The following is a 25,756-nucleotide window of genomic DNA, read 5'->3' as shown; positions in this document are numbered from 1 at the left end:
CGGCAATGGGCGCCGATGTCCACGAATTCGCCGCGCGCGCGGCATTCATCGGCATCGGCGCCACCGCCGTCATCGATCTCTGGGCGCTGGCGCTGCGCCAGTTCTTCGGCATCCGCCCGCTCGACTGGGGCCTGGTCGGCCGCTGGCTGGGGCATCTGCCGCGCGGACGCCTGGTCCACGAAAGCATCGCCACCGCCGCGCCCGTGCATGGCGAACGCGCACTGGGCTGGGCGGCGCACTACGCCGTCGGCATCGTCTTCGCCGCCGCGCTGATCGCGGCGCAGGGCCTGCCGTGGGCGCGCTTGCCGACCGCGCCGCCAGCGCTGGCGTTCGGTTTGCTGACGGTGGTGTTTCCGTTCTTCGTGCTGCAACCGGGCCTGGGCGCGGGCATCGCCGCATCGAAGATGTCGCGCCCCGGCCAGGCACGCTTGCGCAGCTTGGCGACACACGCGGTTTTCGGGATCGGCCTGTATGTGTCGGCGCTGCTTTCGGCGGTATTGATCCGATCCTGATTTCGCGGCGGACGCCGGCATCGCCGGTGTCCGCCGGCTTTTCGCCTACAGCCGCTCGGCGTCCGCGCGGGCGCGCACCTGCGCGAACGTCCAGTCCTGCACGATTTTGCCGTCCTCCCAGACCGTCACCATGGCATCGTCGTAGCCCAGCGGCTTCTCGACGTCGGCCAGCGAGGCAGCCTCCGGCGACACCGGCACGGTGCGATAGCTGCCGTACTCGCGATGCCGCAGCAGGGTCATGCGGCCGCGCTTGCTCTGCTTGCCCCGGTCGGTGACCGGATCCTTGTAGACGTCGATCCACTTGCCGTCGATGCGCGCGGCCGAGCACTTGAGCGCGAACTTCTGCGTATCCCGGTTGAGCTGCTGCAGTAAGGCGCCGCCCATGCCGAAGGCGACGTTGTCGGTGGCATAGCCGGCGCTGGTCACGCGCTCGAGGATGGCGCGGATGCTGGTGGGATTGATGCCGTCGCCCTGGATCACGCGCACGTGGTTGAGCACCTTGTAGCCCTTGCCGTTGACGGTATGGCCGAAGGCCTCGTCCAGCAGCTCCAGGCACTGGTGCACCACCGAGACCGGATCGCCCGAGTCGGGACGGATCACCACCGTGGCCCCGGAGGCGATGACCTCGTCCCGCAGCGTGATGCCCCAATGCTCGCGAATCGCGCGGTAGATGTCGTAGCTGTCGGAGACCACGGCCACGATCGATCCCGGCCTGGCGAGCTGGCGCAGCATGTTGCGGTAGGCCTCGACCTCGTGCTCGCGTCCCCAGCTGGTGATGGTGCTGTGCTCGGCGGCGGGAATCGAGAAGCCGGCCATCGGCTCGTGGTAGTGCGCGCGCGCCAGCAGCAGTCCCGAGACCGTATCGGTGCCGAGGAAATTGACCAGGTGCGCCGCGCCGCCGATGGCGGCCGATTCCACGCTGGAGACGCCGCGCGCGCCGAAATCGTGCAGCTTGAAGGGCAGCTGCCCCTGCGGATCGTCGCTGCTGCGCTCCAGGAACTGGCGGATGGTCTGCTTGGCGTGCCAGCTGATGGTGGCCACCGTCACCGGATACCAGATGCGCAGCAGCATCGTCTCCAGGTACGAGGGCACCCAGAACGCCTTCGGATCGGTCGATTCGACGGTCATCAGCGCCTGGTGCGTGGGCACCACGCTGCCCTCGGGCACCGCACGGATGCGGATCGGCAGCAGGCCGCCATGCCGCTCGACGATGTCGCGCCAGCCGGCCTCGTTGAACGGCTCGCCGTGCGCGGCGAAGACCTCGCGCGCCTGGTCCACGTCGGCATGGGTGACCGGCCTGGCCAGATATTCCTTCAGGATCGCCTGCAACCCGAAGAACACGGTGCGGTCGTAGATGCCGCCGCGCGATTCCACATAGAAGAACGTCGCGTCCACGCCGGGCGGATACTGCAGCCAGTGACTGGCCTTGTAGCTGTCGGTATTGAGCAGCAGGTTGTCGAGGCATCGCATGTCGCTAGCATACTGCGCGGACGGGCTTGGAATGCGCGATGGGGATGTCACAACCGCGGCGGCTGGATCGTCGTACCGGTAACAGGGCAACGCCCACCTACCGGAGACCCCCCATGAGCGACACCCAGACCATCCGTTACTACCAGCAGATTCCCGACGTGCTGAGCTACTTCGCGGCCGTCCACCCCCTGATCGAGAGCCACGGCCTCGACCGCACCCTGCGCGACCTGGTGCACCTGCGCGCCTCGCAGATCAACGGCTGCGCCTTCTGCATCCGCATGCACACCCGCGAGGCCCGCCAGAACGGCGAAAGCAACGAGCGCCTGGACCGGCTGGTCGGCTGGCGGCACATGAGCGACTACAGCGAGCGCGAGCGCGCGGCACTGGCCTGGACCGAGGCGCTGACGCTGCTCGAGCGCGAGGCCGACTACGCCGCCATGCGCGCGGCGCTGCGCCGGCATTTCTCCGACCAGGAAATCGCCGCCTTGACGGCCGAAGTGGCGATGATCAATCTCTGGAACCGCATGCAGATCTCCTGCCATTGACATGGAAGCGCACCTCGCCCCGTTCGAACAGGCCCGGCCGCAACTGCTCGGGCTGGCCTACCGCATCCTCGGCTCGCACGCCGACGCCGAGGACGCCGTGCAGGACACCTTCCTGAAATGGCGCGACGCCGACCACGCCGCCATCGACAATCCCGGCGCCTGGCTGACCACCGCCTGCACCCGCCGCTGCCTCGACCTGCTGCGTTCGGCACACAGGACCCGCGTGCAGTACGTGGGCACCTGGCTGCCCGAGCCGATCCAGACCGCCGGCGACGACGACGCGGACGCCCTCGCCTCCTCGATCGGCACCGCCTTCCTGCTGATGCTGGAGCGGCTGACGGCCAAGGAGCGCGCGGCCTACCTGCTGCACGAGATCTTCGACGTCGACTACAGCGAGATCGCCAGGACGCTGGACATCCAGGAACCGGCCTGCCGCAAGCTGGTCTCGCGCGCACGAGAGAACATCGAGCAGGCGCGGGTGCGCAACGTGGTGCCGGTCCGGCGCCAGGAGCAGTTGCTGGCCGCGTTCGAGAGTGCCGTGGTCAGCGGCTCGGTCGCGAGCTTCGCCGACATGCTCTCCGACGACATCCGCGTCTCCGCCGACGGCGGCGGCAAGGCTTCGGCGTTCCGCCAGGTGGTGGAGGGCCGCAGCGACGTGCTGGCGTTCATCGCCGACCGCCTGCACGCCTGGTGGTCCGATTTCCGCTGGGTGGCGGCCACCATCAACGGCAGCCGCGGTCTGCTGCTGCAGCAGGACGGGACGACGGTGGCCGTGGTGTCCTTTTCCTACGACCCCGAAGGCCGCATCTCCGGCATCTACGTCATGCGCAATCCGGACAAGATGGCGCGGCTGGGCGAGACGGCGATCCACTGAACGCGCGGCATCGCCTGTCCCGGGGACGCAAACGCAACGGGCGGCCATGGGCCGCCCGTGCGTATTGCGCCAGATCGTTCGCGCCGGACCTTCACTTCAGCCCGCGATTCTCCAGCAACGGCTCCACGCTCGGATCCTTGCCGCGGAAGTCGCGGTATAGCTTGGCCAGCTCGACGGTGTTGCCGCGCGAGAGAATCTTGTCGCGGAAGGTCTGGCCGTTCTCGGCGGTCAGGCCGCCGTGCTCCTTGAACCACTCGAAGGCGTCGTCGTCGAGCACCTCCGACCAGAAGTAGGCGTAGTAGCCGGCCGAATAGCCGCCGCCCCAGATGTGGTCGAAATAGGTGGTGCGGTAGCGCGGCGGCACTTCCGGCAGGTCGACCTTGAAGCGCTTGAGCGCGTCGGCCTCGAACTTGTCCACGTCTTCCACCGGAGCGTCGGCCGGCAGGGTGTGCCAGGCCAGGTCGAGCAGCGCGGCCGACAGGTATTCGGTGGTGGCGTAGCCCTGGTTGAAGGTGCGCGACTTCTTGATCTTCTCCACCAGCGCCTCCGGCATCGCCTCGCCGGTCTTGTAATGCTTGGCGTAGTTGGCGAAGACCTTCGGGTCGGTCGCCCAGTGCTCGTTGAACTGCGAGGGGAACTCGACGAAGTCGCGCGAGGTGCTGGTGCCGGCGATGGAGGGGTACTTCACGTTCGAGAACATGCCGTGCAGGGCGTGGCCGAACTCGTGGAACATGGTGGTGACGTCGTCGAAGCTCAGCAACGCCGGCTGGCCCGGCGCGGGCTTGGTGAAGTTGCAGACGTTGTAGACCACCGGCTTGGTGCCGGCCAGGGCGTCCTGCTCGACGAACACGTCCATCCAGGCGCCGCCGGACTTGCTGTCGCGCTTGAAGTAGTCGGTGTAGAACAGCGCCAGCGAGCTGCCGTCCTTGTCGAACACCTCGTAGACCTTCATGTCCGGGTTGTAGACCGGGATGTCCTTGCGTTCCTTGAAGCTGATGCCGTAGAGCTGGTTGGCGGCGTAGAAGACGCCGTTCTGCAGGACGTTGTCGAGCTCGAAGTAGGGCTTGATCTGCGATTCGTCGAGGTCGTACTCGGCCTTGCGCACCTGTTCGGCGTAGAAGTCCCAATCGGAGGCGGCAAGCTTGAAATTCCCCTTCTGCTGGTCGATCACCGCCTGCATCTTGGCGATCTCGCCGCGCGCCTTGGCGGTGGCGGCCGGCACGGTGTCGGAGAGCAGCTTGAGCGCCTTGTCCGGGGTCTTGGCCATCTGGTCGCCGAGGCTGTAGGCGGCGTAGTTCTCGAAGCCGAGCAGCTTGGCCTTCTGCGCGCGCAGCTGCGCCAGGCGCTGCACGATCTTGCGGGTGTCGTTGGCGTCGCCGTGCTCGGTGCGGGTCTCCGAGGCCTCGATGACCTTGGCGCGCATCTCGCGGTCCTTCAGCGACGACAGCACCGGCTGCTGCGTGGTGTTCTGCAGCGCCAGCAGCCATTTGCCGTCGAGCTTGCGCGCCTTGGCCGCCTCGGCGGCGGCGGCGAGGTCGCCCTCGGACAGGCCGTCGAGCTTGGCCTTGTCGTCCACCACCACGGCGCCGGCGGCGGCCGCGGCGACGAGCTTGGTGTGGAAGTCGGTGGCCAGCGTGGTCTCCTCGACGTTGAGCTTGCGCAGCGTCGCCTTGTCGGCATCGGAGAGCTTGGCGCCGGCGCGTACGAACTCGTCGTAGGTGTGCTCGACCACGCGCAGCTGCTCGGCGTCCAGGCCCAGCGTCGCGCGCTTGTCGTAGAGCGACTGCACGCGCGCGAACAGCTTGGGATCGAGGTTGATCTCGTCCTGGTGCGCGGCCAGCTTCGGCGCGACCTCCTTCTGCACCTTCTCGCGCTCGGGATTGGTGTCGGCCTGCACCAGGCCGAAGAAGATGCGGCTCACGCGCGCGAGGGTCTGGCCGCTGCGCTCCATCGCCTCGAAGGTGTTGGCGAAGGTCGGCGCCTCGGCGTTGTCGGCGATCTTGCGGATCTCCGCCAGGTGCTGCTGCATGCCGGCCTCGAAAGCGGGCAGGTAGTCGGCGTCCTTGATCTTGTCGAAGGCCGGCGCCTGGAAGGGCAGCGTGCTGGCGCTGAGCAGGGGGTTGTCGCTGGCGGGGGTCACGGCGGCGGGCTTGGCTTCGGATTCGGCGGATTTGCCTTCCGGAGCCTGCTGGTTGCAGGCGGCCAGCGCAAGGGTGACGGCGGCGGCGAGCGCGAGATGACGCGTCATGGGGACTCCAGGCTACGGTCGAGCGGAAAACGGCGCAGCCTAGCGCCCCTTGGCTGAGCGCAGCATGTGCAATTGGTTGATGGCGGCGTTCAGGAAAGCCGCGCGGCCCCGGCTAGCGCGCGATCGCGACCTCCACGTCGCGGGTATCGGCGCGGCCGTGGTCGTCCACCGCGGAGAGGCGGAACAGGCCCGCCTGCGGCGGCGTCCAGCTGGCGCTCTCCCCGGCCCGGGTGGTGGCGATGTAGTTGCCGCCACTGAACCAGAACACCCGCGACACGCCGGCATCGACGCTGGCGCTGAGCGCGATCGCCGATTGCTGCGGGCGCGATAGGCGCAGCGTGTAGCGCGTAGCGCGCAGCGGCGACTGGATGCGCGGCGCCGCGCCCAGCCCGCCGTCGTCGATGGCGCAGTCGGCGCCGGCCGGCGGCGCCCGGCGCGGGATGCCGGCCTGGGCGAAGACGCGGGCCAGATCGGTGGGCCAGAACTCGTAGACCTCCATGCGCACGCGCGCCGGGTCGATGCGGCCGCAGGCCGGGCGGCCGGTGTCACGATCCACCGCCACCGCGCGATGCACGGTGCTGACGCGGATCGGCGACTTGCCGGGGATGAACCAGGTCCAGCCGCGTTGCGGGCACCAGGCGTTGGGCAGGTCGCCGCTGGCGCGGCAGATCTCCACGCGCTTGAGATTGAGCGGCCAGCGGCGTGGCGGCTCGCGCAGGTCGTCCGCGCCGCGCACCGCGCGCAGGCCGTCGACGATGGAGAAGAACAGCGGCGCGGCCGCGTCCACGCCGACCAGCGCGGGATTGGCCGAGCCGTCGAAGTTGCCCATCCACACCACCAGCGCGTACGGGCCGACCAGGCCCGCGCTCCAGGCGTCGCGAAAGCCCCACGAGGTGCCGGTCTTCCACGCCACCGGCAACTCGCGCACGCCGCTGGCCGTGCCGATGTCCGGGCGCGGATTGCGCAGCAGCATGTCGCGCACGATGAAGGCGGCCTCCGGGCTGAGCAGCGCGGTGCCGCCGGAAGCCGGATCCTGCGCGCGCCAGCGCAACGGTTTGAGCAGGCCGTCGTTGCCGAGCATCGCGTACAGGCGCGCGAGCTCCTCCATCGTCACCTCGCCGCCGCCGAGCACCAGCGCCAGGCCGTAGTGGCGCTCGCTGGCCAGGCGCGCGATGCCGGCATCGCGCAGGAACTGGTAGAAGCTGGGCTGCTGCAGCTGCGCCGCGACCGTCACGGCGGGGATGTTGCGGCTGCGCACCAGCGCATCGGCCGCGGTCACCGGGCCGAGGAAGCGGCCGTCGAAGTTTTCCGGCGTGTACGGACCGAAGGCGCTGGGCACGTCGCGCAGCACCGTGGCCGGATGCAGCACGCCCTGGTCCAGCGCAAGCGCATAGATGAAGGGCTTGAGCGTGGAGCCCGGCGAGCGCTTGCCGGCCGCACCGTTGACCTGGCCGGCGATGTCCGCGTCGAAATAGTCCGCCGAGCCGACCAGGGCGCGGATGCCCATGTCGCGGGTGTCCACCAGCATCGCGCTGGCGTTGCGCAGGCCGAGGCGGCGCATCCGCTGCAGGTGCATGCGCACGCGCTCCTCGAGCAGGCGTTGCAGGCGCAGATCGAGCGTGGTGGAGAGCCGCGCGCCCGTCTCGGGATGCAGGCTGCGCTCGGCGAGCACGCGGTCGACGAAATGCGGCGCGGCGAACGGCAGCGAGCGCGGCGGGCGCAGCGTCAGCGGCAGCGCCATCAGCGCGTCCTGCGCATCCTGGGCCTGCGCGCCGCCGGCCGGGTGCCGTTCCCGCCAGCGCGCGTACAGCCGCGCCCGCGCGGCCGACAGCCCGGCGCTGGCGTAGCCGGCATCGCGCGCGCGCGCCTGCAGGCGTCCTCGCCGCGTCGGCGCCTGCGGCAGCACCGCCAGCGTCAGCGCCTCGGGCAAGGTCAGCGCGGAAGCCGGCTTGCGGAAATAGATCAGGCTGGCCGCGCCGGCGCCCTCGACGTTGCCGCCGTAGGGCGCGAGGTTGAGGTAGGCCTCGAGGATGTCGTGCTTGGAATAGCACAGCTCCAGCTGCAGCGCGCGCCCGATCTGCACCAGCTTGCCGCGCGGCGTGCGCGTGTCCAGGCGCCAGCGCAGGCGCGCCAGCTGCATGGTGAGGGTGGAGCCGCCGATGCGCGCGCCGCCGCCCGCGTAGGTGCTCCAGGCCGCACGCAGCAGGCTGACCGGATTCACGCCCGGATGCAGGTAGAACCAGGCGTCCTCGTGCAGCAGCGTGCCCTGCACCAGGCCCGGGGCGATGCCTTCCAGGGGCACCCACAGCCGATAGCGCTGATCGTCGGCCAGGGCCAGGCGCAACAGGCGGCCCTGCCGGTCCTCGACCGCAATCGATTGCGGCAATCCCTGCGACAACGGCGGATGCGGATACAGGCGAAGCGCGATGAGCAGCAGGATCGCAGCGGCGATCGCACCGAGCATCCGGCGCCGCCAGCGCCAGCGCCGAACGGAACCGGCCGGAGCGGACGCGGCGTGATCCGACCTCACGTCCATCTTTGCAGCACGGGCCCGGATCGCAGGACGATCAATCGCCCGCTTGCGCCTCGCCGAACACGGTCTTGAGCTTGGCCTCGTCCATGAATTTCACGAACCCCTGTGATTCGGCCGCGACCTTGGGTTCGGTGAGCAGGCTGGTCATGGCGATTTCGCCCAGGACCTTGAAACTCGCCTTGAGCGCGGCCGTCCCCTCATATTTCATGGCCAGGGTGGTTTGCTCCTTGCACGACTCGGTCAACAGCTTTTCGAAAATGGCCGCGGTGTCCCTGGAGGCCGCCTCCCGGCTGGCGTCGTCGACGGTCGCGATCGAGGCCACGCCCGGATGCGCCGAGATCACCGAAAAAATCCATTTCGCCAACGACATCTTCTCGTCGTCGCTGGTCCGCGCCACCAGGCATTTGGCGAGGTCGTCGCTGTAGATGCCCGCCTCGGCGGTCCGCGGCAGCAGCATCGTGCCGATCAGCAACACGGGGAGAACAATCAAGCAGCGCATCTTGCGGTTCCGGAACTAAGGATTGGTCTGAGGCGCGCGCACGGTCAGGACCGTGCCGGCGGCGCCCTGCGCGTACACGCCGCGCTCGTACATCGATTCGGCATAGATCGGCGGTACCGCGAAGCGGCCGGCATTGCCGGCGCGGATACGATAGCGGAACTCCCTGGCCTCGGCGCCGATGGCGCCATAGAGCAGCACGCGGTCCTCGCGGGGCTCGACATGCTCGGCGTCGAAGGTCGATTCCGGCAGCGCCAGCGTCGCCGCCGGCGGACCCGAGCCGGTGTCTTCCGACGATTCCTCGCCGCATTCCTCCTCGCATTCCTCCTCGCCCTCTTCCGACGAAGACCCGGAAGCGGCCGGCGCGGTCTGCATCACCGTCTCGAAGCCGCCGGGCAGCAGGTCGACGATGGCGATATTGCCGTAGCTGCGATTGCCCAGCGCGCGCACGCGCAGGCGCACGGTGACTTCCTTGCCCAGCGGCACGTCCGTCAGCCGCTTGCCGGCATCGTCGACGTACTCGCGTACGACCTCCAGGCCCTTGTCCTGCACGGCCGGGGCCGGCTTGCGGTCGAAACCCGATTGCGCGAGCGCGTACCAGGCGGTCGTGCCCGCCGCCGGCACGACGCGCAGGCTGCGGTCGCCGCCGGCGAACTCGGCGCGGCGCAGCAGCCCGGCGACCTCGCCGATGGCGCGGGCACGGTTGTCGGCGCCCACCGCTTCCAGGCCCGGAGGCGCGGACTGCGGCTGGGTGGCGGCGTACGCCTCCAGCGTCAGCAGGGTGAAGGCCGAGGACAGCGTGTTGTAGCGGTCCTCGCGCATCGGCGCGAGCAGGCGGTCGATGGCGCCGGCGCCCAGGCGCCTGGCCTGTTCCGGGAAATGCTTGTAGAGCAGATACAGCGACCAGCCCTGGGCGATGCCGGGATCGTAGTAATCGGCATAGGCGAACGCGCCGGCCTTGGGCGTGTTCACGCGTGCGAACACGCCCGCCGCCAGGGCCTGCGCCGGCTTGTCCTGCTGCAGCAGGCGATGGCTGGAGGCGATCAGCATCGCGGTGGCGTCGTCCTGCTGCCAGCGCTTGGGGAAGTTGCCGTCAAGCTGCTCGCGCACGCCGGCCAGCAGGTTGTTGGCGTTCTGCCCCTGGCGGATCAGCAGGTACACGGCCAGGGCGCGGGCGCGCAGGCCCGCGACCGAGGTCAATGCGCGATCACCCGCCATGCCGCGCAGGTAGCGGTTGGCGGTATCGAGCAGGTCCTGCGGCACGCCCTGGCCGCGCTCGCGCGCTTCCACCAGGTACAGCGTGGCGTAGGCGGACACGAAGGGGTCCACGTCCGGCGTGGCCAGCCACAAGCCGAAGCCGCCGTCGGCGTTCTGCCGCGAGCGCAGCACGCCCAGCGCCTTGTCGGTGGCGCCGCGCGCCTGGTCAGCCGGCATCAGCGCGAATTCCGGATGCGCGCCGCTCAGCAGCGCCGGCATCGCCGCGCTGACGATCTGCTCGGTGCACAGGTGCGGGTAGCTGCCGAGGTAGGCGGCGAGGCCGTCGACGGCGACGAAGGGCGAGTTCGACGCGGCGATGCGCCGCTGCGCCAGCTGGTCGTACATCGGACGCAACTGCTTGAGGTCCAGGCGCGCGCCGGTATGGCCGACGCGCAAGTCCTGGCGCAGCGCCACGGCCGGGCGCACCGACAGCTCGATGCGGCGTTGGGCGCGATACGGGCCCGACTGCGCCAGCATCGTCACCGCGGCGGCGCCGAGCCGCTGGCCGGCGCGCAGGCGCAGGCGCACCGTGCCCTCGCGCCCGGGCGCCAGCGTCAACGCGGCCTTGGCATCGCCCACCGCCTGCAGCGACGGCGGCAGTTGCAGGCTCACCGTCACCGGCAGCGCCGCCTTGGCGCCGGGCACGGTGTTGGCCACGCCGATCGGCAGCTCGAATTCGTCGCCCGGCGCCACGTGCGTGGGCAGGGTCGGCGTGAGCACGAAATCGCCGCGCGAGAGCATGCTTGTTTCCAGCAGGCCGATCTTCTGCGGCGTCACCGCCACGGCGACCACGCGCACCTTGCCGTTGAAATGGTCGGGCAGGCTGAAGTGCAGCGTCTTCTCGCCGTCCACCTCCACCAGCCCCGACCACCACACGGCCGGCTTCTCGCTCTTGCGCTTGAACGGGTTGAGGTTCTTGGCGAGGTCCGAGCCGTTGTCGCCGCCGGGCGCGGCCATGCCGGTGAGACGGCTGAACTCGGGCAGGATCAGGTCGAGGATCTGCGCGGTGTCCACCTGCAGCATCTTCTTGGCGAAGAAGGTGTCGAGCGGATCGCCGACGCGATAGCGCGCCACCTGCAGGATGCCCTCGTCGACGGCGAAGGCGACCACGCGCGCGCGGCCCTCGGTCTTGATGGTGAGCGGGATGTCGGCGCCCGGCTTGGCCACCTTGGGCAGCTCGACGCTCAGCGGCTGGGTGCGCGCCTGGCGGTTCACGCGGAACGGCGCCACGCCGTAGGACAGCGGGCTCATGAACACTTCGTCCGAATCCGGGTCGCGCACGAACTGCACGTTGACGTAGCCGTTGCCCTCGAAGTCGGCCGGCACGCGGATGCGCTGCACAGAACTGGTGGTGTCGGCCTTGAACCAGGCGTGCGCGTAGACCTTGTCGCGCTCGAGCGTGATCAGGCCGGCGCCGGCGTAGGGCGCGCGCACGCTGATCTCGATCTCCTCGCCCGGCGCGTAGTCCTGCCTGGATAGCGACAGCGTCAGTTCGGCGTTGCGCTCCAGTGCGCGCGTCAGGTTGGCCGCGCCGGCCACGCTGTAGTCGATGCGGTTGAGCGCGTTGCCGGCGCCGTCGCGGATCTCCAGGCGGAAGTCGCCCGGCTTGTCGGTGGCCAGCGCATAGGACTGCGCGGCGGCGGCGAAGGCGAGCGGAGTGTCCTTGCGATCGTCCAGGCGCAGCTGCGAGACGTACTTGTAGACGCCCGAATCCTGCTTGGTCAGCACCGAGACGTAGCGGCGCTCGATCAGCACCGCGTGCAGGCCGTCCACCGCGCGCGCCCGGGCGTCCGGGCCGATGGCGACCAGCTGCACGGCGCGCTTGCCGCCGCGGGCGACGTAGTCCAGGGAGTCCTGGCTCTTGATGCCGACCAGGTAATCGTTGCTGGAGACCAGCGTGGTCGCGCTGGCGGTGACGCTGCGCCCGCTGCCCGGCTCGAAGGCGCGCGCCAGCAGGCTGAGCTGATAGGTGGCGCGCGCGTACTTCTCCAGGCCCAGCGCGATCTCGGCCTTGCCCTCGGCATCGGTCTTGGCGTCGCTGAGGGATTCGTCGTAGCCCTCCTTGGCGCGCTGCGGATCGTAGAAGTCCCAGCCCGGCCAGCGCGCGAACCCGGGGAAGGCCGGGCGCAGCACCATGCTCGCCTCCACGCGGCGCTCCTGGGCCGGCGTGCCGAACAGGTTCTCGGCATGGATCACCGCCTTCAGGCCGTCCGGCTTCACCCAGCCTTCGGAGGCCTGCGCGGAGAACTGCGCCTGCACGCGCATCGAATCGGGCTGGAACTCGCGCACCTGCACGGTGGTGCTGCCGATGGCGGTACGCTCGTCGTCCTTGCCGATCAGGAAGAGTTCCGCATTCCAGGTGCCGCTGGCCGCGCTTTCGGCGGGCGTGAAGTCCACGCCCTCGAAACCGGCCTCGCCCAGGCTCAGCCGTTCGCGCCGCGCCACCGCGCCGCGCGGATCGGTCACCACCAGTTCCAGCGGCAAGCCGGCCAGCGGGCGCGTCCAGTCGGCGGCGCGCACGATCAGGCCCAGGTGCACGGTGTCGCCGGGCCGGTACAGGCCGCGGTCGGAGAACAGGTGCGCCTTCAGCGCGCCGGATTCGAGTGCGTTCTCCTCGCCGCCGATGTCGAAGCGCGAGTAGTCGAGGTTGCGGCCGTCGTCGTCGATGGGCAGGAACGACAGGTCGGCGCCCTGCTCCACGGTGAGCATCACCGGCTTCTTCTCGCGCACGAAGGCCTTCAGCGCCGGCAGGCGCGCGTGGCCGCCGGCGTCGGTGACCGCATCCACCAGGGTTTCGCCGTTGCGCGCGATCGCGCGCACGCGCGCGCCGGCCACCGGCGTGCCTGCGGCGATCGACTGCACGAACACGTCGCGGCTGCCGTCCAGGGCGCGCTTGGCGAGCAGGCCGAGATCGGTGAGCACCACCAGGCGGCGGTCCTGCTCCTCGCCGGCGTTGTCGGCCAGGGTCTGTTCGGCGGTCTTGGCCGCGTCCTCCTTGTCCAGGCCGCGCAGGCTGAGCAGGAACACGCCGCGCTTGCCCGGCGCGAGGTAGCTGCCGAGGTCGATGCCTTCGTAGCGCGTCTTGGACGCGCTGTTCTGATCAGAGCCGCTCGCCGGGAAGGTGCGCCGAGTCTCCTCGCGCTCGACCAGGCTGTCCTCGTCGAGGTAGTCCAGGCTCGGATTGGCGTAGTCGCCGCTGTTGTTCTGCACCAGCTGGTGCAGCGCGCCGGGCAGCACGCGGGCGATCTCCAGGCGCAGCCCGGGCACGTTGCGCGCGGCGATGCTCACGCGGCGCTCGCCGCGCAGCGACAGCAGCGCGCCCTCGCCGACGAAGCGCAGCAGTTCCGGGTACGGCGGCACCTGCCGCACCTCGTTGCTGGCTTGGCCGAGGATGAAGCCGCCGAAGGACTTCAGGCCCTTGGCCACGCGCACGTAGAGATAGCGCCGGGGCGGCGCCTGGTACTTGAAGCTGTGCGTCTCCACGAACTCGCGCTCGGCCGGCAGCGGCGTCAGCGCGACCCGGGCCGACTGCTTCAGGATCGCCTCGTCCACCTCCGAGGAGGACCAGCTGTAGAGGCCCGACTGGCGGTTGGCGGGAATCTTCGGATTCTTCTCCGGCAGCAATCGCACCTCGACCGCGCGCGTCACGTCGCTGTCGCGCAGCGCCTGGTTGAAGGTGAGCACCAGCGCCTGCTCGGGCTCGTAGCGGTCGTTCTCCACCAGCGTGGCGTCGATCCCGTCCAGCGTCACGCTGTAGAGCGAGGGCAGCTTGACGCTGGAAGACAGTTTTTCCGCGCTGCCCTCGCCGCCCAGCGTGCTGGCCACGCCGGCATCGATCTCCAGCAACAGGGCGCCGCCGTTCTCCGGGATCGACAGCGGCGCCGAATGCACCCAGGCCTTGAGCCGGCGCTCGTCGTAGACCAGGGTCCTGCCCGGCGACGGCAGGGTGCGGCCGGCGCCGTCGGTGTAGGTGAAGGCCAGGCGCTTCTCCAGCGAGGCCGCGTCGACCGGGTGCGAGAACTTCAGCTCGTACACCGCCTTCTTCAGGTTCGGATCCTGCGGATCCTGGTAGAACTCGGCGCCGGCCACGCTCGCCTCGAAGGCGGCGGTGCTGAACTCGAACTCGCTCGCCACCAGGCGCACCTTCGGCGCCACGGCGGCGGCCGCGTCGATGCGGATCTCGAATTCGGTGTCGATCGGCCAGTCCTTGGCCGGCGTGAACACGAGCGTCTTGTCGTCGCTCCACAGCCATTCGCCGGGCTGCGCCGGTTCCAGCGTCACGCCCTGCGGCGCCTTGCCGACCCGCTCCAGCGGCGCGGCCGAGGCCGAGAAGTGCAGGCGCAGCGGCGAGAGCTTGGGCGGGGTCTGCGTGTAGTCGGTGCGCGCCGGCTCGCTCAGGCGCACTTCCAGCGCATCCGGCTGCGGCGGCGCCGGCGGCCTGGTGTGCCACCACAGCAGCAGCGCGATCAGGGTGAAGGCCGCGCCCAGCCAATGCATCGGCCGCGCGCGCAAGCTGGTGCCCCAGGCCGCCAGCCAGCGCGGCGGCTGCCAGTCGAGACGGCCGAACAGGGCGCGCAGCAGCCGGTCCGGCCAGATGTCCGGTTCGGCTGCGGGCGATGGCGAGGTCGGTTCCGTTCCCTGGGCGCTCATCGTGTCCCCACACGACGACTGACTGTTGTGGGCCGGGAGGTTCCACACCCGGCATTGCCGCGCAGCTTAGCAGTTGCGCGGCGTCATTGCGTGCCGTGGTGCTTGCCCTCCCACGGCAGGTACCAGGCGCGGATGGCGGCGATGTCGGCGGCCATGTCGTCGCCGGGATGGAACAGCGGGCCGATGCCGATCACGCGTTCGGGATAGTGCAGGTAGATGCCCAGGATCGGCACCTCGGCCGCCTTGGCGATCTTCCAGAACCCGGTCTTCCAGCGCTCCACGCGCTTGCGCGTGCCTTCCGGCGCCAGGCCGTACCAGAAGCGCTCGCGGTCGCGGATCAGCGCCGCGGCCTGCTCGATCACCCCGGCCGGCGCGCTGCGGTCCACCGGCATCATGCCCAGCCGGCGGCACAGCCAGCCCAGCAGCGGCACGCGGAACACCGAATCCTTGACCAGGATGCGCACGTCCAGGCCCATCGCCACCTTGGCCGCGAACGCCCACACGGCGTCCCAGTTGGACGAGTGCGGCGCGCCGATCATCACCAGTTTCGGAATGTCGGGAAACGCGCCCTTCACGCGCCAGCCGCCCAGGCGCAGGATGCTGCGGCCGAGCCAGCGGGTGAACCGGTTGCGCTTCACCTGCGGCACGTTCGGCGGCAGGGTGGGGACGATGTCGTGGTGGTGGTGCCCGTCGCTCTCGGTCTCGCTCATGCCTCTCCCCGGTGTCCGGCGATGCCGATCGATCGGCACCGCTGCTTTCGTCGACGGCTCAATCGTTCCAGCCGCCGCGCGATCGCCCCCGCTTGATCGTACTGCGTTCGCGCTTGGCGTCCAGTCGGCGCGCCTTGGCCGCCCGGCTCGGCCGGGTGGCGATGCGCGGCTTGGGCGCGTGCAGCCCCGACTCGATGAAGGCGGCCAGCCGCTCGCGCGCGTCCTCGCGGTTGCGCTCCTGGGTGCGGAAGCGCTGCGCGCTGATCACCAGCACGCCCTCGCCGGTCATGCGGCGGTCGCGCTTGGCCAGCAGGCGCGCGCGCACGGCCTCGGGCAGCGAGGGCGAGCGGGCCACGTCGAAACGCAGCTCCACCGCCGTCGCCACCTTGTTGACGTTCTGCCCGCCGGGCCCGGCCGCGCGCACGAAGCGCTCGGTCAGTTCCTGCTCGGGGATCGCGATCTGGGGGCCGGCCATGGCGCGGATTGTAGCGGCGCGCGGTGAACATCCGGATTTGACGCCCGCGCGCGGCATCGCCAACCATACGGTCTTCCGTCATGGAGGATTGCCGATGTCACCGCGTTCGTTCCTGCTGGCCACCCTGCTCGCCCTGGCCGCCGCTCCGGCCGTCGCCGCCCCGCCCAGCGACGCCAGGATCGACGAACTGCTCGAGGTCACCCGCGCGCGCCAGACCCTGGACCTGCTCCTGCCGCAGGTCGAGGCCTCGCAGCGGCAGACGATCGAGCAACTGCGCGCCCAGCAGCCGCTCACCGCCGACCAGGACAAGGCGATCGACACCGCGCTGCGCAAATCCCTGGAGCAGATCCGCAAGATCCTGTCCTGGGAGAAGCTGGGTCCGGTGTACCGCGACGTCTACCGGCAGACCTTCGACGCCGAGGACGTGGACGCCATGATCGCCTTCTACCGCACTCCGTCCGGGCAGAAGATGCTCGACAAGATGCCGCAGCTCATGCACAACACCATGGCCGCGGTGCAGAAGATGATGGCCCCGGCGCTGCAGGAGATGCAGCGCGAGATCGCCGAGGAGACCCGGGCCGCCGCGCGCAACCAGGACGAGGCGGCTGCAAAAGACGCGCCCAGGGACGGCGCGCAGGACGCCCCCTAAGGCTGGCGCGCGGGAAAAACCGCGCCGGCGCGGCATTTGACCCGCCCCGGCCGGAGGCGGATCATGCCGGTTCCCCCGAATGGAGCGATGCCATGAAAGGCGTTTTGCTGCTCCCGGCCGCCCTGCTCGCCATCGCAGCGGCCCATGCGACGCCGCAGGATCCGGCGCGGGTCGATGGCACGGCCGGTCACGACCCCGCCGACGTCTTCGCCGCGCCCGCCGCCCCGGCGCAGCGCATCCTGCCGCGCCGCGCGTCGGCGCCCACCTCAGCGTCCGCCGCCACCTACGGCGTGGATACCGCCGCGCTGCACCGGCAATGGCGCGAACTCACCACGCGCCCGCCGCAGGACTACGAGGCCGCCTACGGCAACGCCAACATCCGCCAGCGGCTGGGCCGCACCTATGCCGGCACGGGCGGCGGCGTGAACGGCAACGCGTTCTCGCTGCAGGGCTCGCAGATCCAGGCCCTCTCGGGCCGGCTGTTCTCCGGCCAGAACGGCGCCATGCCCGGGCTCGGCAACCTGGACAATGCCGACGCCGCGCGGATCATGCATTCCCTGCAGGGCACCGCGAACGACATCGGCCGGCAGCTGATGCCGGCGCTGCAGGACGCCAGGCGCGAACTCGACGTCGAACTCAACCGCGCGGCGGCGCGTCAGCGCAGCCGCTGACCGCGTCCGCGCCGGTCCCCGGCCGCGTCTCGATTCCGAACAGGGCCAGCGCGCGCCGGAACTGCGCATCCGGCGGCGCCTCGGCGCACAGCCGCGCGCCGCCGTGCGGGTGCTCGAAGGCGAGCCGCTGCGCGTGCAGCAGCATGCGGTGGATGCCCAGCTGGCGGAAGGCGCGATTGTGCCGCCCGTCGCCGTGGCTGCTGTCGCCGATCAGGTGATGGGAGAGATGCTTCAGGTGGCGGCGGATCTGGCGGAAGCGCCCGGTCTCCGGCCAGGCCTGCAGCAGCGCGTAGCGCGAGGTGGCGAACTGCGCGCTGGCGATCTCCAGCTCGGTCGTCGCCAGGCGCGCGAAGCGCGTGCGCGCGGGCTTCTTCTCCGGTTTGCCGGGGCCGCCGTCGAGCGGATGGTCGACGACGAATTCGGCCTCGGCCGGCCAGCCGCGGCACACGGCCAGGTATTGCTTCTCCATGCCGCCGGCCATCAGCGCCTTGCCCAGCAGCGAGGCGGTCTCGCGATCGAAGGCCAGCAGCAGGCAGCCGCTGGTGGCGCGATCGAGCCGGTGCACGAGGAAGATCGGCCTGCCGAACTGCTCGCGCAGCCGATCGGCGGCGAAGTCGGTTTCCCCGCGCGCCAGCTTGCTGTCGTGCACCATCAGCCCGGCCGGCTTGTCGACCACGGCGAGGCTTTCGTCGCAGTACAGGGCCTGCAGCGACGGGGTTTCTTCGACGTCAGCTGGCGGTTGCGCTGAGAATTCCGGCCCAGGATGGCCGGGCTCCGGCGCAGGATGGCCGGGCTCCGGCGCAGGGATCCGCATCAACGCCGCATCACCTTCGCGGCCATGCCGCGATCAGCGCCCACAGACCGCCGAGGCCGGCCACCCAGGCGGCCACCGGGACGGAAAACAGGCGCATGCCGCCGGCATCGAGCGCGTACAGCACCGCGGCCGCGATCAGCAGCCCGGTGCCGAGGATCGCCGAGACCGTGCGCCGCTGCATGCCCTTCATGGTCTGGGTGAGCTCGTACAGGTCCTTGGAGCGCAGCGACAGCTCGTGCCGCCCGTTGACCTGCTGCTCCAGCCAGGCATGCACCAGGCGCGGCACTTCCGGCGCGTGCGTGACCAGCTCCGGCAGGCCCTTGCGGAAGCGCTCCATCAGCCGCTGCGGGCTGTAGCGCTCGATCATGATGCGTTCCAGCACCGGGCGCGCCACTTTCCAGATGTCCAGCTCCGGATCGAGCAGGCGGCCGACGCCCTCGATGTTGAGCAGGGTCTTCTGCAGCAGGATCAGCTGCGGCTGCAGGGTGAGCTCGTGGCGCTGCGCGGTGCGGAACAGCTTGATCAGCACCTCGGCCAGCGAGATTTCCGACAGCGGCCGGGTGAAGTACGGCTCGCAGACCGTGCGCGCGGCCGCCTCCAGCTCGTCGATGCGGCTGTGCGCCGGCATCCAGCCGGCCTGCACGTGCAGCTCGGCGATGCGGCGGTAGTCGCGGTTGAAGATCGCCATGAAGTTCTCGGCGAGGTAGTACTGGTCCTCGTCGGAGAGCTGGCCCATGATGCCGAAATCCAGGGCGATGAAGCGCGGGTTCTTCTTGCGCGCCGGATCGACGTCCACCCAGATGTTGCCGGCGTGGGCGTCGGCGTGGAAGAAGTTGTCGCGGAATACCTGCGCGTAGAACACCCGCGTGCCCTTGGCCGCCAGCGCCTTGCGGTCGATGCCGGCGACATCGAGCGCGGCGATGTCGTCGCTCGGGATGCCGTAGACGCGCTCCAGGGTGAGCACGCGCTCGGTGGTGTGGCTCCAGATCGGCTCCGGCACGTAGAGATCGTCGGAGTCCTGCCAGAAGCGGCGCAGCACCGAGGCGTTGGCGCCCTCGCGCTGCAGGTCGAGCTCGGCGGCCAGGGTGTTCTCGATCTCGGCCACGATCGCGTGCGGGCGGATCTTGTCGGCGTTGGGATGGGTGCGCTCGACCAGGCTGGCGACGTTCTTGAGCAGGGCGATGTCGGCGGCGATCTGCTTCTCGATGTTCGGACGCAGCACCTTGACCACCACCTCGCGCGGCGCCCCGCCCTTGCCCTGCTCCGGCGGCAGCGTGGCCGCATGCACCTGCGCGATCGAGGCCGACGCCAGCGGCGTGGTGTCGAAATGCGCGAAGGCCTCGTCCACGCTGCGGCCGAGCGAAGCCTCGACGATGCTGCGCGCGGCATCGCCGTCGAACGGCGCGACGCGGTCCTGCAGCAGGGTCAGCTCCGCCGCGATGTCCGGCGGCACGATGTCGCGGCGCGTGGACAGGATCTGGCCGAACTTGACGAAGATCGGCCCCAGCTCCTGCAGCGCGCAGCGCAGCCGCGCGCCGCGCGATTGCGCCGCGATCTCGCGCGAGGCGCGCGGCACGAACGGCCGCATCAGGTTCAGCCAGCGCTCGGCCGGGGTGCCGTCGAGCAGGTCGTCCAGACGGTAGTGGAGCAGGACGCGGCCGATGCGGGCGGCGCGGGCGAGGCCCTTCATGGGGCGGGTCCCTCCGCAAGAGCCCGGCCGTCGCTGGCCGGACTGCTCGATGCGAAGGCCTGCTGGAGTCGGGCGATTCTGGCGGCGCTGCGCTCCACGTCGTCGCGCAGGACATCGACGTCCTCATGGAAGGCGGCCAGCTCCTCGCGCGGCACCACGTCGCGGGATTCCTCGGTGACGTATTCGGCGGCGCTCTCGGCGGCGTTGCGTCCGAGCGCTTGCGCCTGCCGCAGCGCCGCGGCCACGCCGTTGGCGATCTGCACGCCGAGCACGTCGCCGAACACCGCCGCGAAGGGCCGCTGCCAGTCGGGATCGAAGCGCTCGGCCAGCCGCTGCAGGCGCCGCGCCAGGTCGGCGTCGCCGGACACGCGCATCCGCCCGACCGGCGGCGCGTCGTCGCGGCGCAGGCCGCTCCCGATCAAAGCCGGCAACTGCGAGAGGAGCGCGCCCAGGGTGCTGCGCACCGCCAGGTCCGGCTCCTCGCCGTCCGCCACCGGGCCGACCACCAGGCGCTCGCCCTGCACCCGCAGCTCCAGCGCCAGTGGCGGCGCCTCCAGGGACAGCGCGACGCGGCGGCCGTCGAGCGGCTTGAGCGCCTCGCGCGTTTCCGGGTCGAGCGCCAGCGCGCGGTTGAGCGCGGCTTCCAGCGCGCGGCCGGCGGGCTGTTTCCAGTTGAAGGACGGTTCTGCCATCGGCGCATTCTATCCGGGCGCGGGCGGCTGTCCGCGCCATCCCGCTAGAATGGCCGGCCAGATCGCCCTTCCCTTCATCCTGGACCCTGAACGACGTGAGCAAGCTCCGTGTCGGCATCATCTTCGGCGGCAAATCGGCGGAACACGAGGTTTCGCTGCAATCGGCGCGGAACATCCTCGACGCCCTGGACCGGGAGCGCTTCGAGGTCAGCCTGATCGGCATCGACAAGCAGGGCCAGTGGCACCTGAGCGATGCCCGCGACTTCCTGCTCAACGCCGACGACCCGGCGCGCATCGCCCTCAACCGCAGCGGCGAGTCGCTGGCCATGGTGCCCGGACGCGACGAGCGGCAGCTGCAGCCGGCCAATCCCGCGCGCAGCCTCGAACAGATCGACGTGGTGTTCCCGATCGTGCACGGCACCCTGGGCGAGGACGGCTCGCTGCAGGGCCTGCTGCGCATGGCCAACCTGCCCTTCGTCGGCTCGCCGGTGCTCGGCTCGGCGGTGGCGATGGACAAGGACATGGCCAAGCGCCTGATGCGCGATGCCGGCCTGGAAGTGGCCCCGTTCGTGTGCCTGCGCCGCGGCGACCGGGCCGACTTCGACGCCTTGGCGGCCGAACTCGGCCTGCCGCTGTTCGTCAAGCCGGCCAACCAGGGCTCCTCGGTGGGCGTGAGCAAGGTGCGCGACGCGGCGCAGTTCGGCGAGGCGATCGCGCTGGCCTTTTCCTTCGACAACAAGGTGCTGGTGGAAGGCGCCATCGTCGGCCGCGAGATCGAGTGCGCGGTGCTCGGCAACGACCAGCCCGAGGCCAGCGTCTGCGGCGAGATCGTGGTCCACGACGAGTTCTACGGCTACGACACCAAGTACATCAACGCACACGGCGCCGACGTGGTGGTGCCGGCGGCGATCGACGCCGAGACCAACGACCGCATCCGCGCCATCGCGCTGCGCGCCTATCGCGCGCTGGAATGCGCGGGGCTGGCACGGGTGGACGTGTTCCTCACCCAGGACGGCCGCGTCGTGATCAACGAGGTCAACACGCTGCCGGGCTTCACCCGCATCAGCATGTATCCGAAGCTGTGGCAGGCGAGCGGGCTGGACTACAGCGGCTTGATCACGCGGCTGATCGAGTTGGCGGTGGAGCGGCATGCGGCGGAGGCGGCGTTGCGCAGTTCGGTTTGATCGCATTACTCATGCTTTCGCGCATGGCCCTGTGGCAAGCCGGGGCTTTTTTATTCCGACGTTGCTTTTTTGAAGCAGAGCTTTCGTCCGCTGGCGCGGCCGAGTTCATTTCTTTTGAAAGGCGTCAAAAGAAACGAACCAAAGAAAAACGCCTTCCCGACAAGTCAGCCCCAAAACGGAGAGGTTGAGGGGATTTTCCGACTCGCCCTCCTGGCTCGATCGGAAAACAGCGGGCATCCCTGCCCGCTGCCCTTCGGGTCTGGATTGAGCAAGGGCGCGCAAAGATTTTTCAGAGGCAAGCAACAGCCTTGTCACCGCCCTCACTCCCAATCACAGCGCAAGCTGGGACCCCAGCTTGCTTTGCTCCTAAAGATGTCTGTGTGCCATTAGCACTCGAAGACCCGTAGGGCGGCGCACAGGGATGTGCGCCGTTTTTCGATCGAGCCAGGATGGCGAGTCGAAAAATCCCGATAGCAATGAAGTCTTGGGAGTGCTTCGTCGGGGAAGGCCGTTTTCTTTGGTTCGTTTCTTTTGGGCCAGCAAAAGAAATGAACTCGGCCGCGACAGCGGACGAAACGCTTTGCTCTTACAAAGCAAACACCAGCCAGGAACCTCAGGCCGACCGGCTTGCAGCCGCCAACCGCTCCAACCCTTCCGCGAAACTCACCTGCGGCACGTAGCCGAAATCGCGCGTGGCCGGCGCCATGTCGTACCAGTGCGCGGTACTGAGCTGCTCGGCCAGGAACCGCGTCATCGGCGGATCGCCGCGCAGGGGCAGCAGGGTCCACAGCGCCTCGCAGACCGCGCCGGCGGCGTAGGCGACGCCGAAAGGCAGCGTCTCCTCGATCTCCGGCGCCCCCGCCGCGCGCAGCAGGCTGTTGAGCGTCTCGCGCAGCGTCTTCGGCTCGCCGTTGCTGATGAAGTACGCCCGTCCCGCGCAGGCCGCGCCCGGCGCCAGATGCGCGAAGGCGTCGAAGTGCGCCTGCGCGGCGTTGTCGATGTAAGTGGTGTCGATCCGGTTCTCGCCGTTGCCGACCAGGCGCAGGCGGCCGCTGCGCGCGCGCTCCACCAGGCGCGGCAGCAGCTGGTTGTCGCCCGGCCCCCAGATCAGGCGCGGGCGCAGCGCGACGGTGGCCAGCGCGGCGTCGTTGGCGGCGAGCACGGCCTGCTCGGCGAGCTTCTTGGTGTGCGCGTACGGCGCCTTCAGATCATCGCCGTAGGGCACGGTGTCGCCGGTGCCCCCCTCCACCGGATGCGTGGCGCGATGGGTCACGCTGGGGGTGGAGGTGTGGATCAGCCTGCCCACGCCCTGCGCGCGGCAGGCGGCCAGCACGTTCTGCGTGCCGACCACGTTGGCCTGGTGATAGCGCTCGTAGCTGCCCCAGGCGCCGGCCTTGGCGGCGTTGTGGAAGATCGCCTCGATCCCCGCCGCGGCCGCGACGACCGCGTCGCGGTCGGCCAGGTCGCCGCGCAACTGGCGCACGCCCAGGGCCTCGAGCGCGGGATAGTGGCCGCGGTTGAAGCTGGTGACCTCGTGCCCGCGCGCGACCAGGCCGCGGCACAAGGCCTGGCCGAGGAAACCGCCGCCGCCGGTCACCAGCACGCGCATCACCTTCCCCCCTTGTTCCAGCGCTCGTCCGCATCCGGCTCGACGGCCTCGGCGAGCGGCTGTTTCGCCGCCCACGCCGCGAGCTTCTCGCGGCCGATCTTGGCGTTGTGGCGGATGTCGACCGGGAAGGCCCGGGGATAGCGCAGGAAACGCTCGACCTTCGCCGTGTGCACGTGGCCCTCGCCCAGGTGGCGCAGCTGCGCGGCGATGCGCGGCCATTCGCGGGCATCCACGCCCTCGCGCAACTCGACGCACAGCGCCGGCACCTGCGCGCCGAAGCCGCCGATGCCCACCAGCGCGGTGCGCCGCACCTGCGGATGGGTGTTGAACACCGGCTCGATCTGCTCGGTGCACAGCGTCGCGGTCGCGGTGACCACGCGCTGGGTCTTGCGGCCGCAGAACCACAGGCGACCGTCGCGGTCGAAATAGCCGAGGTCGCCCATGCGGTGGACGATGCGCTCGCCGCCGTCGGGCAGGGTCTCGCGGATCTTGGCCAGGCGCGTCTGCGCCTCGCGGCTGAAATAGGTGTCGGTGGCGCTCGGTCCGGCCACGGTGATCTCGCCGACCAGGCCGCCCTGCACGACGAGATCGCCGGTCCATTGCGCGATGGCCTCGTCGGTGACGCGGATCACCCGCACCTCGTTCGGCGGCACCGGCCGGCCGACGCAGGTGCCGGCGCCGGCCTCGGTGCGCGCGCGCAGGCCGATCAGCTCGCGTCCCTCGATGGTCGCCACCGGCAGGCATTCGGTGGCGCCGTAGGGCGTCCAGAACTGGCCGTCGCCGGGCATCAGCGCGCGCATCTTCTCCACCACCTCGGCCGGGACCGGCGCGCCGGCCGAGGTGATGCGCCTGACCGTCTTCAACGGCGCGCCGTGGTCGGCGAGCACCCGCATCAGCGCCGGCGAACCGAACAGCTGGGTCACGCCGAAGCGCTCGATCGCCGCCAGCAGCTTGCGCGGATCGGCCGAGGCCGGGCGCGTGGGGTCCATGTCGGGAATGATCGAGGTCAGCCCGAGCGCGGGATCGAACAGCGCGAAGGGCGGAAACGTGGGCAGGTCGACGCCGCCCGGCTGCATGTCGAAGGCGCGGCGCATCATCTCGATCTGCGCGACGAAGTGGCGGTGGCGGTAGACCACGCCCTTGGGCACGCCGGTCGATCCGCTGGTGAAGACGATCGCCGCCACCTCGTCGGGCTCGGTGGCGGCCAGCTGCGATGCCCGGGTATTGGCAAGCAGCCTCTCACCCTGCCGCTCCACCCGCGCCAGCGTGGTGTCGGCCAGCCAGGCCCAGCGCCCGGTGGTGATGCGGATGCGCGCCGAGCGCGCCCAGCCCAGCAGCACGCGGCCGAGGTGGGCGAGCGGGATGCCGATGAAGGCCTGCGGCTGCGCCTCGCGCAGGCATTGCTTCAAGGCACGCTTGTCGATACCCGGATCGATCAGCACCGGGACCGCGCCGGCCTTGAACAGCGCGAACATCAGCAGGAAGAATTCCGGCGTCGGCCGCACCATCACCACCGCGCGCACGCCGCGGCGGATGCCCTGCCGGTCGAGTCCGGCGGCGATGGCGTCGCTGCGCGCGTCGAGTTCGCCGTAGCTCAGCGTCACCTCGTAGCCGCCGCGGCCCGGGCAGCGCATCGCGATCCGGTCGGGATGCTCGGCGGCCAGCGTCGGCAGATCGGCGGCGATGTTGCAGGGAACGGCGGTCATGCCGCTCACTCGCCCGTCAACGGATGCGCGTCAAGGAAGGCGCGCATCATCGGCACCAGCGCCTCGTGCTTGTCCTCCAGCACGTAGTGCGCGGCGTCGGCGTAGGCCTGCACGCGCGCGTTGGGCAGGGCGCGGCGGAAGGTGTCCAGGCAATGGTGGTCGAAGACGAAATCCTGCAGTCCCCAGCCGATGAAGGCCGGCCGGTCGGCGAATTCCGGCAGGCGCCGCCCCGCAGCCTCCACCAGCGCCCAGGCCGGATCGCCGGCGCGCAGCGGGATGTCCTGCATGAAGCGCAGCGTGGCGATGCGGTGGGCCCAGCTGTCGTAGGGCGCGACGTAGGCGCGGCGCACGTCCGCCGGCATCCGCCGCGCCACGCCGATCCGCGAGGCGCCGGCGGCGAACAGGTTGAAGGCGCGGATCAGCGCGCCGCCGAGCGCGAGATCGCGCCCGAAGGTCAACTGCCAGGGCATCGACTTCTCCGCCGGCAGCGGAAAGGCGGCGGTGTTGGTGAGGATCAGCCGCCGCACCTGCGCGGCGTGCGAGAGCGCCCAGCCGAAGCCGATCATGCCGCCCCAGTCGTGCACGGCCAGCGTCAGCGGGCCGTCGATGCCGAGGTGGTCGAGCAGCGCGCCGAGGTCGTCGACGCGCGATTGCAAGGTATAGCGATAGCGCGCGTCGTCCGGCTTGTCGGACAGTCCCATGCCGACGTGGTCGGGCACGATGCAGCGATAGGCCTTGCCAGGCGCCGGTTCGCGCAGGCCCAGCACCAGGTGCCGCCAGTAGTAGCTCCACGACGGATTGCCGTGCAGCATCACCACCACCTCGCCCTCGCGCGGGCCCTCGTCCAGGTACGACATCGCGATGCCGGGACGCACCTCGAAGCGCTGCGGGGCGAAGGGGTAGTCGGGGAAATGCATGGCGATCGACATCCGGCCGAACGGAGACCCGCTGCGGCGCGCGAAGCGGGGTTA

The 25,756-nt window shown here is 70.2% G+C and carries 20 protein-coding genes; 6 read left to right on the top strand and 14 right to left on the bottom strand.

Annotation, left to right across the window (positions count from 1 at the left end):
• Positions 1 to 5 precede the first annotated feature (5 nt).
• A complete protein-coding gene (locus MD221_RS06290) occupies positions 6 to 512 on the top strand; it encodes a DUF2938 domain-containing protein (RefSeq protein WP_242108659.1) in 507 nt (168 codons plus the stop codon).
• A 45-nt stretch (positions 513 to 557) separates the two neighbouring features.
• On the opposite strand, the gene MD221_RS06285 is transcribed toward MD221_RS06290, so the two are convergent.
• Complete coding sequence (locus tag MD221_RS06285; protein WP_242108657.1) at positions 558 to 1,982, bottom strand: nicotinate phosphoribosyltransferase; 1,425 nt, start codon at positions 1,980 to 1,982, stop codon at positions 558 to 560.
• A gap of 113 nt (positions 1,983 to 2,095) precedes the next feature.
• Between MD221_RS06285 and MD221_RS06280 the strand changes: the two genes are divergently transcribed.
• A complete protein-coding gene (locus MD221_RS06280; RefSeq protein ID WP_242108655.1) occupies positions 2,096 to 2,527 on the top strand; it encodes a carboxymuconolactone decarboxylase family protein in 432 nt (143 codons plus the stop codon).
• 1 nt (position 2,528) lies between these two features.
• Positions 2,529 to 3,401, top strand: a complete 873-nt coding sequence (sigJ, locus tag MD221_RS06275) for an RNA polymerase sigma factor SigJ (protein ID WP_242108653.1) — start codon at positions 2,529 to 2,531, stop codon at positions 3,399 to 3,401.
• A gap of 91 nt (positions 3,402 to 3,492) precedes the next feature.
• Here sigJ and dcp read toward each other — a convergent pair whose 3' ends face one another.
• From dcp to arfB, 6 genes are all read right to left on the bottom strand, one after another.
• Positions 3,493 to 5,649: a peptidyl-dipeptidase Dcp gene (dcp, locus tag MD221_RS06270; RefSeq protein ID WP_242108651.1), complete on the bottom strand. Its 2,157-nt coding sequence runs from the start codon at positions 5,647 to 5,649 to the stop codon at positions 3,493 to 3,495.
• A gap of 112 nt (positions 5,650 to 5,761) precedes the next feature.
• A complete protein-coding gene (gene pbpC / locus MD221_RS06265) occupies positions 5,762 to 8,113 on the bottom strand; it encodes a penicillin-binding protein 1C (protein WP_242108649.1) in 2,352 nt (783 codons plus the stop codon).
• Positions 8,114 to 8,216: 103 nt separating this feature from the next.
• On the bottom strand, positions 8,217 to 8,657 hold the full coding sequence (locus MD221_RS06260) for a hypothetical protein (protein WP_242108647.1): 441 nt from the start codon (positions 8,655 to 8,657) through the stop codon (positions 8,217 to 8,219).
• Positions 8,658 to 8,696: 39 nt separating this feature from the next.
• Positions 8,697 to 14,585: an alpha-2-macroglobulin family protein gene (locus MD221_RS06255; RefSeq protein ID WP_242108645.1), complete on the bottom strand. Its 5,889-nt coding sequence runs from the start codon at positions 14,583 to 14,585 to the stop codon at positions 8,697 to 8,699.
• An 83-nt stretch (positions 14,586 to 14,668) separates the two neighbouring features.
• Positions 14,669 to 15,295, bottom strand: a complete 627-nt coding sequence (locus tag MD221_RS06250; protein ID WP_242108644.1) for a lysophospholipid acyltransferase family protein — start codon at positions 15,293 to 15,295, stop codon at positions 14,669 to 14,671.
• Between the two features lie 58 nt (positions 15,296 to 15,353).
• Positions 15,354 to 15,770 carry an alternative ribosome rescue aminoacyl-tRNA hydrolase ArfB gene (gene arfB / locus MD221_RS06245; protein WP_242108643.1) on the bottom strand — a complete coding sequence of 139 codons (417 nt, stop codon included), beginning with the start codon at positions 15,768 to 15,770 and terminating at the stop codon, positions 15,354 to 15,356.
• Positions 15,771 to 15,864: 94 nt separating this feature from the next.
• Between arfB and MD221_RS06240 the strand changes: the two genes are divergently transcribed.
• Together MD221_RS06240 and MD221_RS06235 are read left to right on the top strand one after the other, a co-directional pair.
• On the top strand, positions 15,865 to 16,419 hold the full coding sequence (locus MD221_RS06240; protein ID WP_242108642.1) for a DUF2059 domain-containing protein: 555 nt from the start codon (positions 15,865 to 15,867) through the stop codon (positions 16,417 to 16,419).
• A gap of 92 nt (positions 16,420 to 16,511) precedes the next feature.
• The gene (locus MD221_RS06235) at positions 16,512 to 17,090 is read left to right on the top strand and encodes a hypothetical protein (protein WP_242108641.1); all 579 of its coding nucleotides are present in this window, start codon (positions 16,512 to 16,514) and stop codon (positions 17,088 to 17,090) included.
• On the opposite strand, the gene MD221_RS06230 is transcribed toward MD221_RS06235, so the two are convergent.
• Genes MD221_RS06230 through MD221_RS06220 form a run of 3 tightly spaced genes read right to left on the bottom strand, consistent with a single transcriptional unit; the run spans position 17,056 to position 20,286 of the window.
• Complete coding sequence (locus tag MD221_RS06230) at positions 17,056 to 17,904, bottom strand: pseudouridine synthase (RefSeq protein ID WP_425602230.1); 849 nt, start codon at positions 17,902 to 17,904, stop codon at positions 17,056 to 17,058. The genes MD221_RS06235 and MD221_RS06230 overlap by 35 nt on opposite strands.
• A 10-nt stretch (positions 17,905 to 17,914) precedes the next feature.
• Positions 17,915 to 19,594, bottom strand: a complete 1,680-nt coding sequence (gene ubiB / locus MD221_RS06225; RefSeq protein WP_242108640.1) for a ubiquinone biosynthesis regulatory protein kinase UbiB — start codon at positions 19,592 to 19,594, stop codon at positions 17,915 to 17,917.
• A complete protein-coding gene (locus tag MD221_RS06220) occupies positions 19,591 to 20,286 on the bottom strand; it encodes a ubiquinone biosynthesis accessory factor UbiJ (RefSeq protein ID WP_242108639.1) in 696 nt (231 codons plus the stop codon). Before MD221_RS06220 ends, ubiB begins: the two co-directional genes overlap by 4 nt.
• A gap of 95 nt (positions 20,287 to 20,381) precedes the next feature.
• On the opposite strand from MD221_RS06220, the gene ddlA reads away from it, so the two are divergent.
• Positions 20,382 to 21,470, top strand: a complete 1,089-nt coding sequence (gene ddlA, locus MD221_RS06215) for a D-alanine--D-alanine ligase (protein WP_242108637.1) — start codon at positions 20,382 to 20,384, stop codon at positions 21,468 to 21,470.
• A 105-nt stretch (positions 21,471 to 21,575) separates the two neighbouring features.
• Here ddlA and MD221_RS06210 read toward each other — a convergent pair whose 3' ends face one another.
• From MD221_RS06210 to MD221_RS06195, 4 genes are all read right to left on the bottom strand, one after another.
• A complete protein-coding gene (locus MD221_RS06210) occupies positions 21,576 to 21,785 on the bottom strand; it encodes a hypothetical protein (protein ID WP_242108636.1) in 210 nt (69 codons plus the stop codon).
• A 298-nt stretch (positions 21,786 to 22,083) separates the two neighbouring features.
• A complete protein-coding gene (gene oleD, locus MD221_RS06205; protein ID WP_242108635.1) occupies positions 22,084 to 23,079 on the bottom strand; it encodes a 2-alkyl-3-oxoalkanoate reductase in 996 nt (331 codons plus the stop codon).
• Complete coding sequence (gene oleC / locus MD221_RS06200; RefSeq protein WP_242108634.1) at positions 23,079 to 24,785, bottom strand: olefin beta-lactone synthetase; 1,707 nt, start codon at positions 24,783 to 24,785, stop codon at positions 23,079 to 23,081. Before oleC ends, oleD begins: the two co-directional genes overlap by 1 nt.
• A 5-nt stretch (positions 24,786 to 24,790) precedes the next feature.
• The gene (locus tag MD221_RS06195; RefSeq protein WP_242108633.1) at positions 24,791 to 25,702 is read right to left on the bottom strand and encodes an alpha/beta fold hydrolase; all 912 of its coding nucleotides are present in this window, start codon (positions 25,700 to 25,702) and stop codon (positions 24,791 to 24,793) included.
• Positions 25,703 to 25,756 lie beyond the last annotated feature (54 nt).

The organism is Luteimonas aquatica (genome assembly GCF_022662575.1).
GTDB lineage: Bacteria > Pseudomonadota > Gammaproteobacteria > Xanthomonadales > Xanthomonadaceae > Luteimonas > Luteimonas aquatica.
Note: the sequence above shows the minus strand (reverse complement) of the source record. Positions and strands in the feature narration are given on the sequence as shown.

What these genes read in the sequence shown, in the direction of transcription:
- MD221_RS06220 (WP_242108639.1), bottom strand. Translation starts at nt 20,286, where the DNA reads ATGGCAGAACCGTCCTTCAACTGGAAACAGCCCGCCGGCCGCGCGCTG.
- MD221_RS06250 (WP_242108644.1), bottom strand. Translation starts at nt 15,295, where the DNA reads ATGAGCGAGACCGAGAGCGACGGGCACCACCACCACGACATCGTCCCC.
- oleC (WP_242108634.1), bottom strand. Translation starts at nt 24,785, where the DNA reads ATGACCGCCGTTCCCTGCAACATCGCCGCCGATCTGCCGACGCTGGCC.
- MD221_RS06280 (WP_242108655.1), top strand. Translation starts at nt 2,096, where the DNA reads ATGAGCGACACCCAGACCATCCGTTACTACCAGCAGATTCCCGACGTG.
- sigJ (WP_242108653.1), top strand. Translation starts at nt 2,529, where the DNA reads ATGGAAGCGCACCTCGCCCCGTTCGAACAGGCCCGGCCGCAACTGCTC.
- ubiB (WP_242108640.1), bottom strand. Translation starts at nt 19,594, where the DNA reads ATGAAGGGCCTCGCCCGCGCCGCCCGCATCGGCCGCGTCCTGCTCCAC.
- oleD (WP_242108635.1), bottom strand. Translation starts at nt 23,079, where the DNA reads ATGCGCGTGCTGGTGACCGGCGGCGGCGGTTTCCTCGGCCAGGCCTTG.
- MD221_RS06195 (WP_242108633.1), bottom strand. Translation starts at nt 25,702, where the DNA reads ATGCATTTCCCCGACTACCCCTTCGCCCCGCAGCGCTTCGAGGTGCGT.
- MD221_RS06285 (WP_242108657.1), bottom strand. Translation starts at nt 1,982, where the DNA reads ATGCGATGCCTCGACAACCTGCTGCTCAATACCGACAGCTACAAGGCC.
- dcp (WP_242108651.1), bottom strand. Translation starts at nt 5,649, where the DNA reads ATGACGCGTCATCTCGCGCTCGCCGCCGCCGTCACCCTTGCGCTGGCC.
- arfB (WP_242108643.1), bottom strand. Translation starts at nt 15,770, where the DNA reads ATGGCCGGCCCCCAGATCGCGATCCCCGAGCAGGAACTGACCGAGCGC.
- pbpC (WP_242108649.1), bottom strand. Translation starts at nt 8,113, where the DNA reads ATGCTCGGTGCGATCGCCGCTGCGATCCTGCTGCTCATCGCGCTTCGC.
- MD221_RS06230 (WP_425602230.1), bottom strand. Translation starts at nt 17,904, where the DNA reads ATGCGGATCCCTGCGCCGGAGCCCGGCCATCCTGCGCCGGAGCCCGGC.
- MD221_RS06255 (WP_242108645.1), bottom strand. Translation starts at nt 14,585, where the DNA reads ATGAGCGCCCAGGGAACGGAACCGACCTCGCCATCGCCCGCAGCCGAA.
- MD221_RS06290 (WP_242108659.1), top strand. Translation starts at nt 6, where the DNA reads ATGGGCGCCGATGTCCACGAATTCGCCGCGCGCGCGGCATTCATCGGC.
- MD221_RS06240 (WP_242108642.1), top strand. Translation starts at nt 15,865, where the DNA reads ATGTCACCGCGTTCGTTCCTGCTGGCCACCCTGCTCGCCCTGGCCGCC.
- MD221_RS06235 (WP_242108641.1), top strand. Translation starts at nt 16,512, where the DNA reads ATGAAAGGCGTTTTGCTGCTCCCGGCCGCCCTGCTCGCCATCGCAGCG.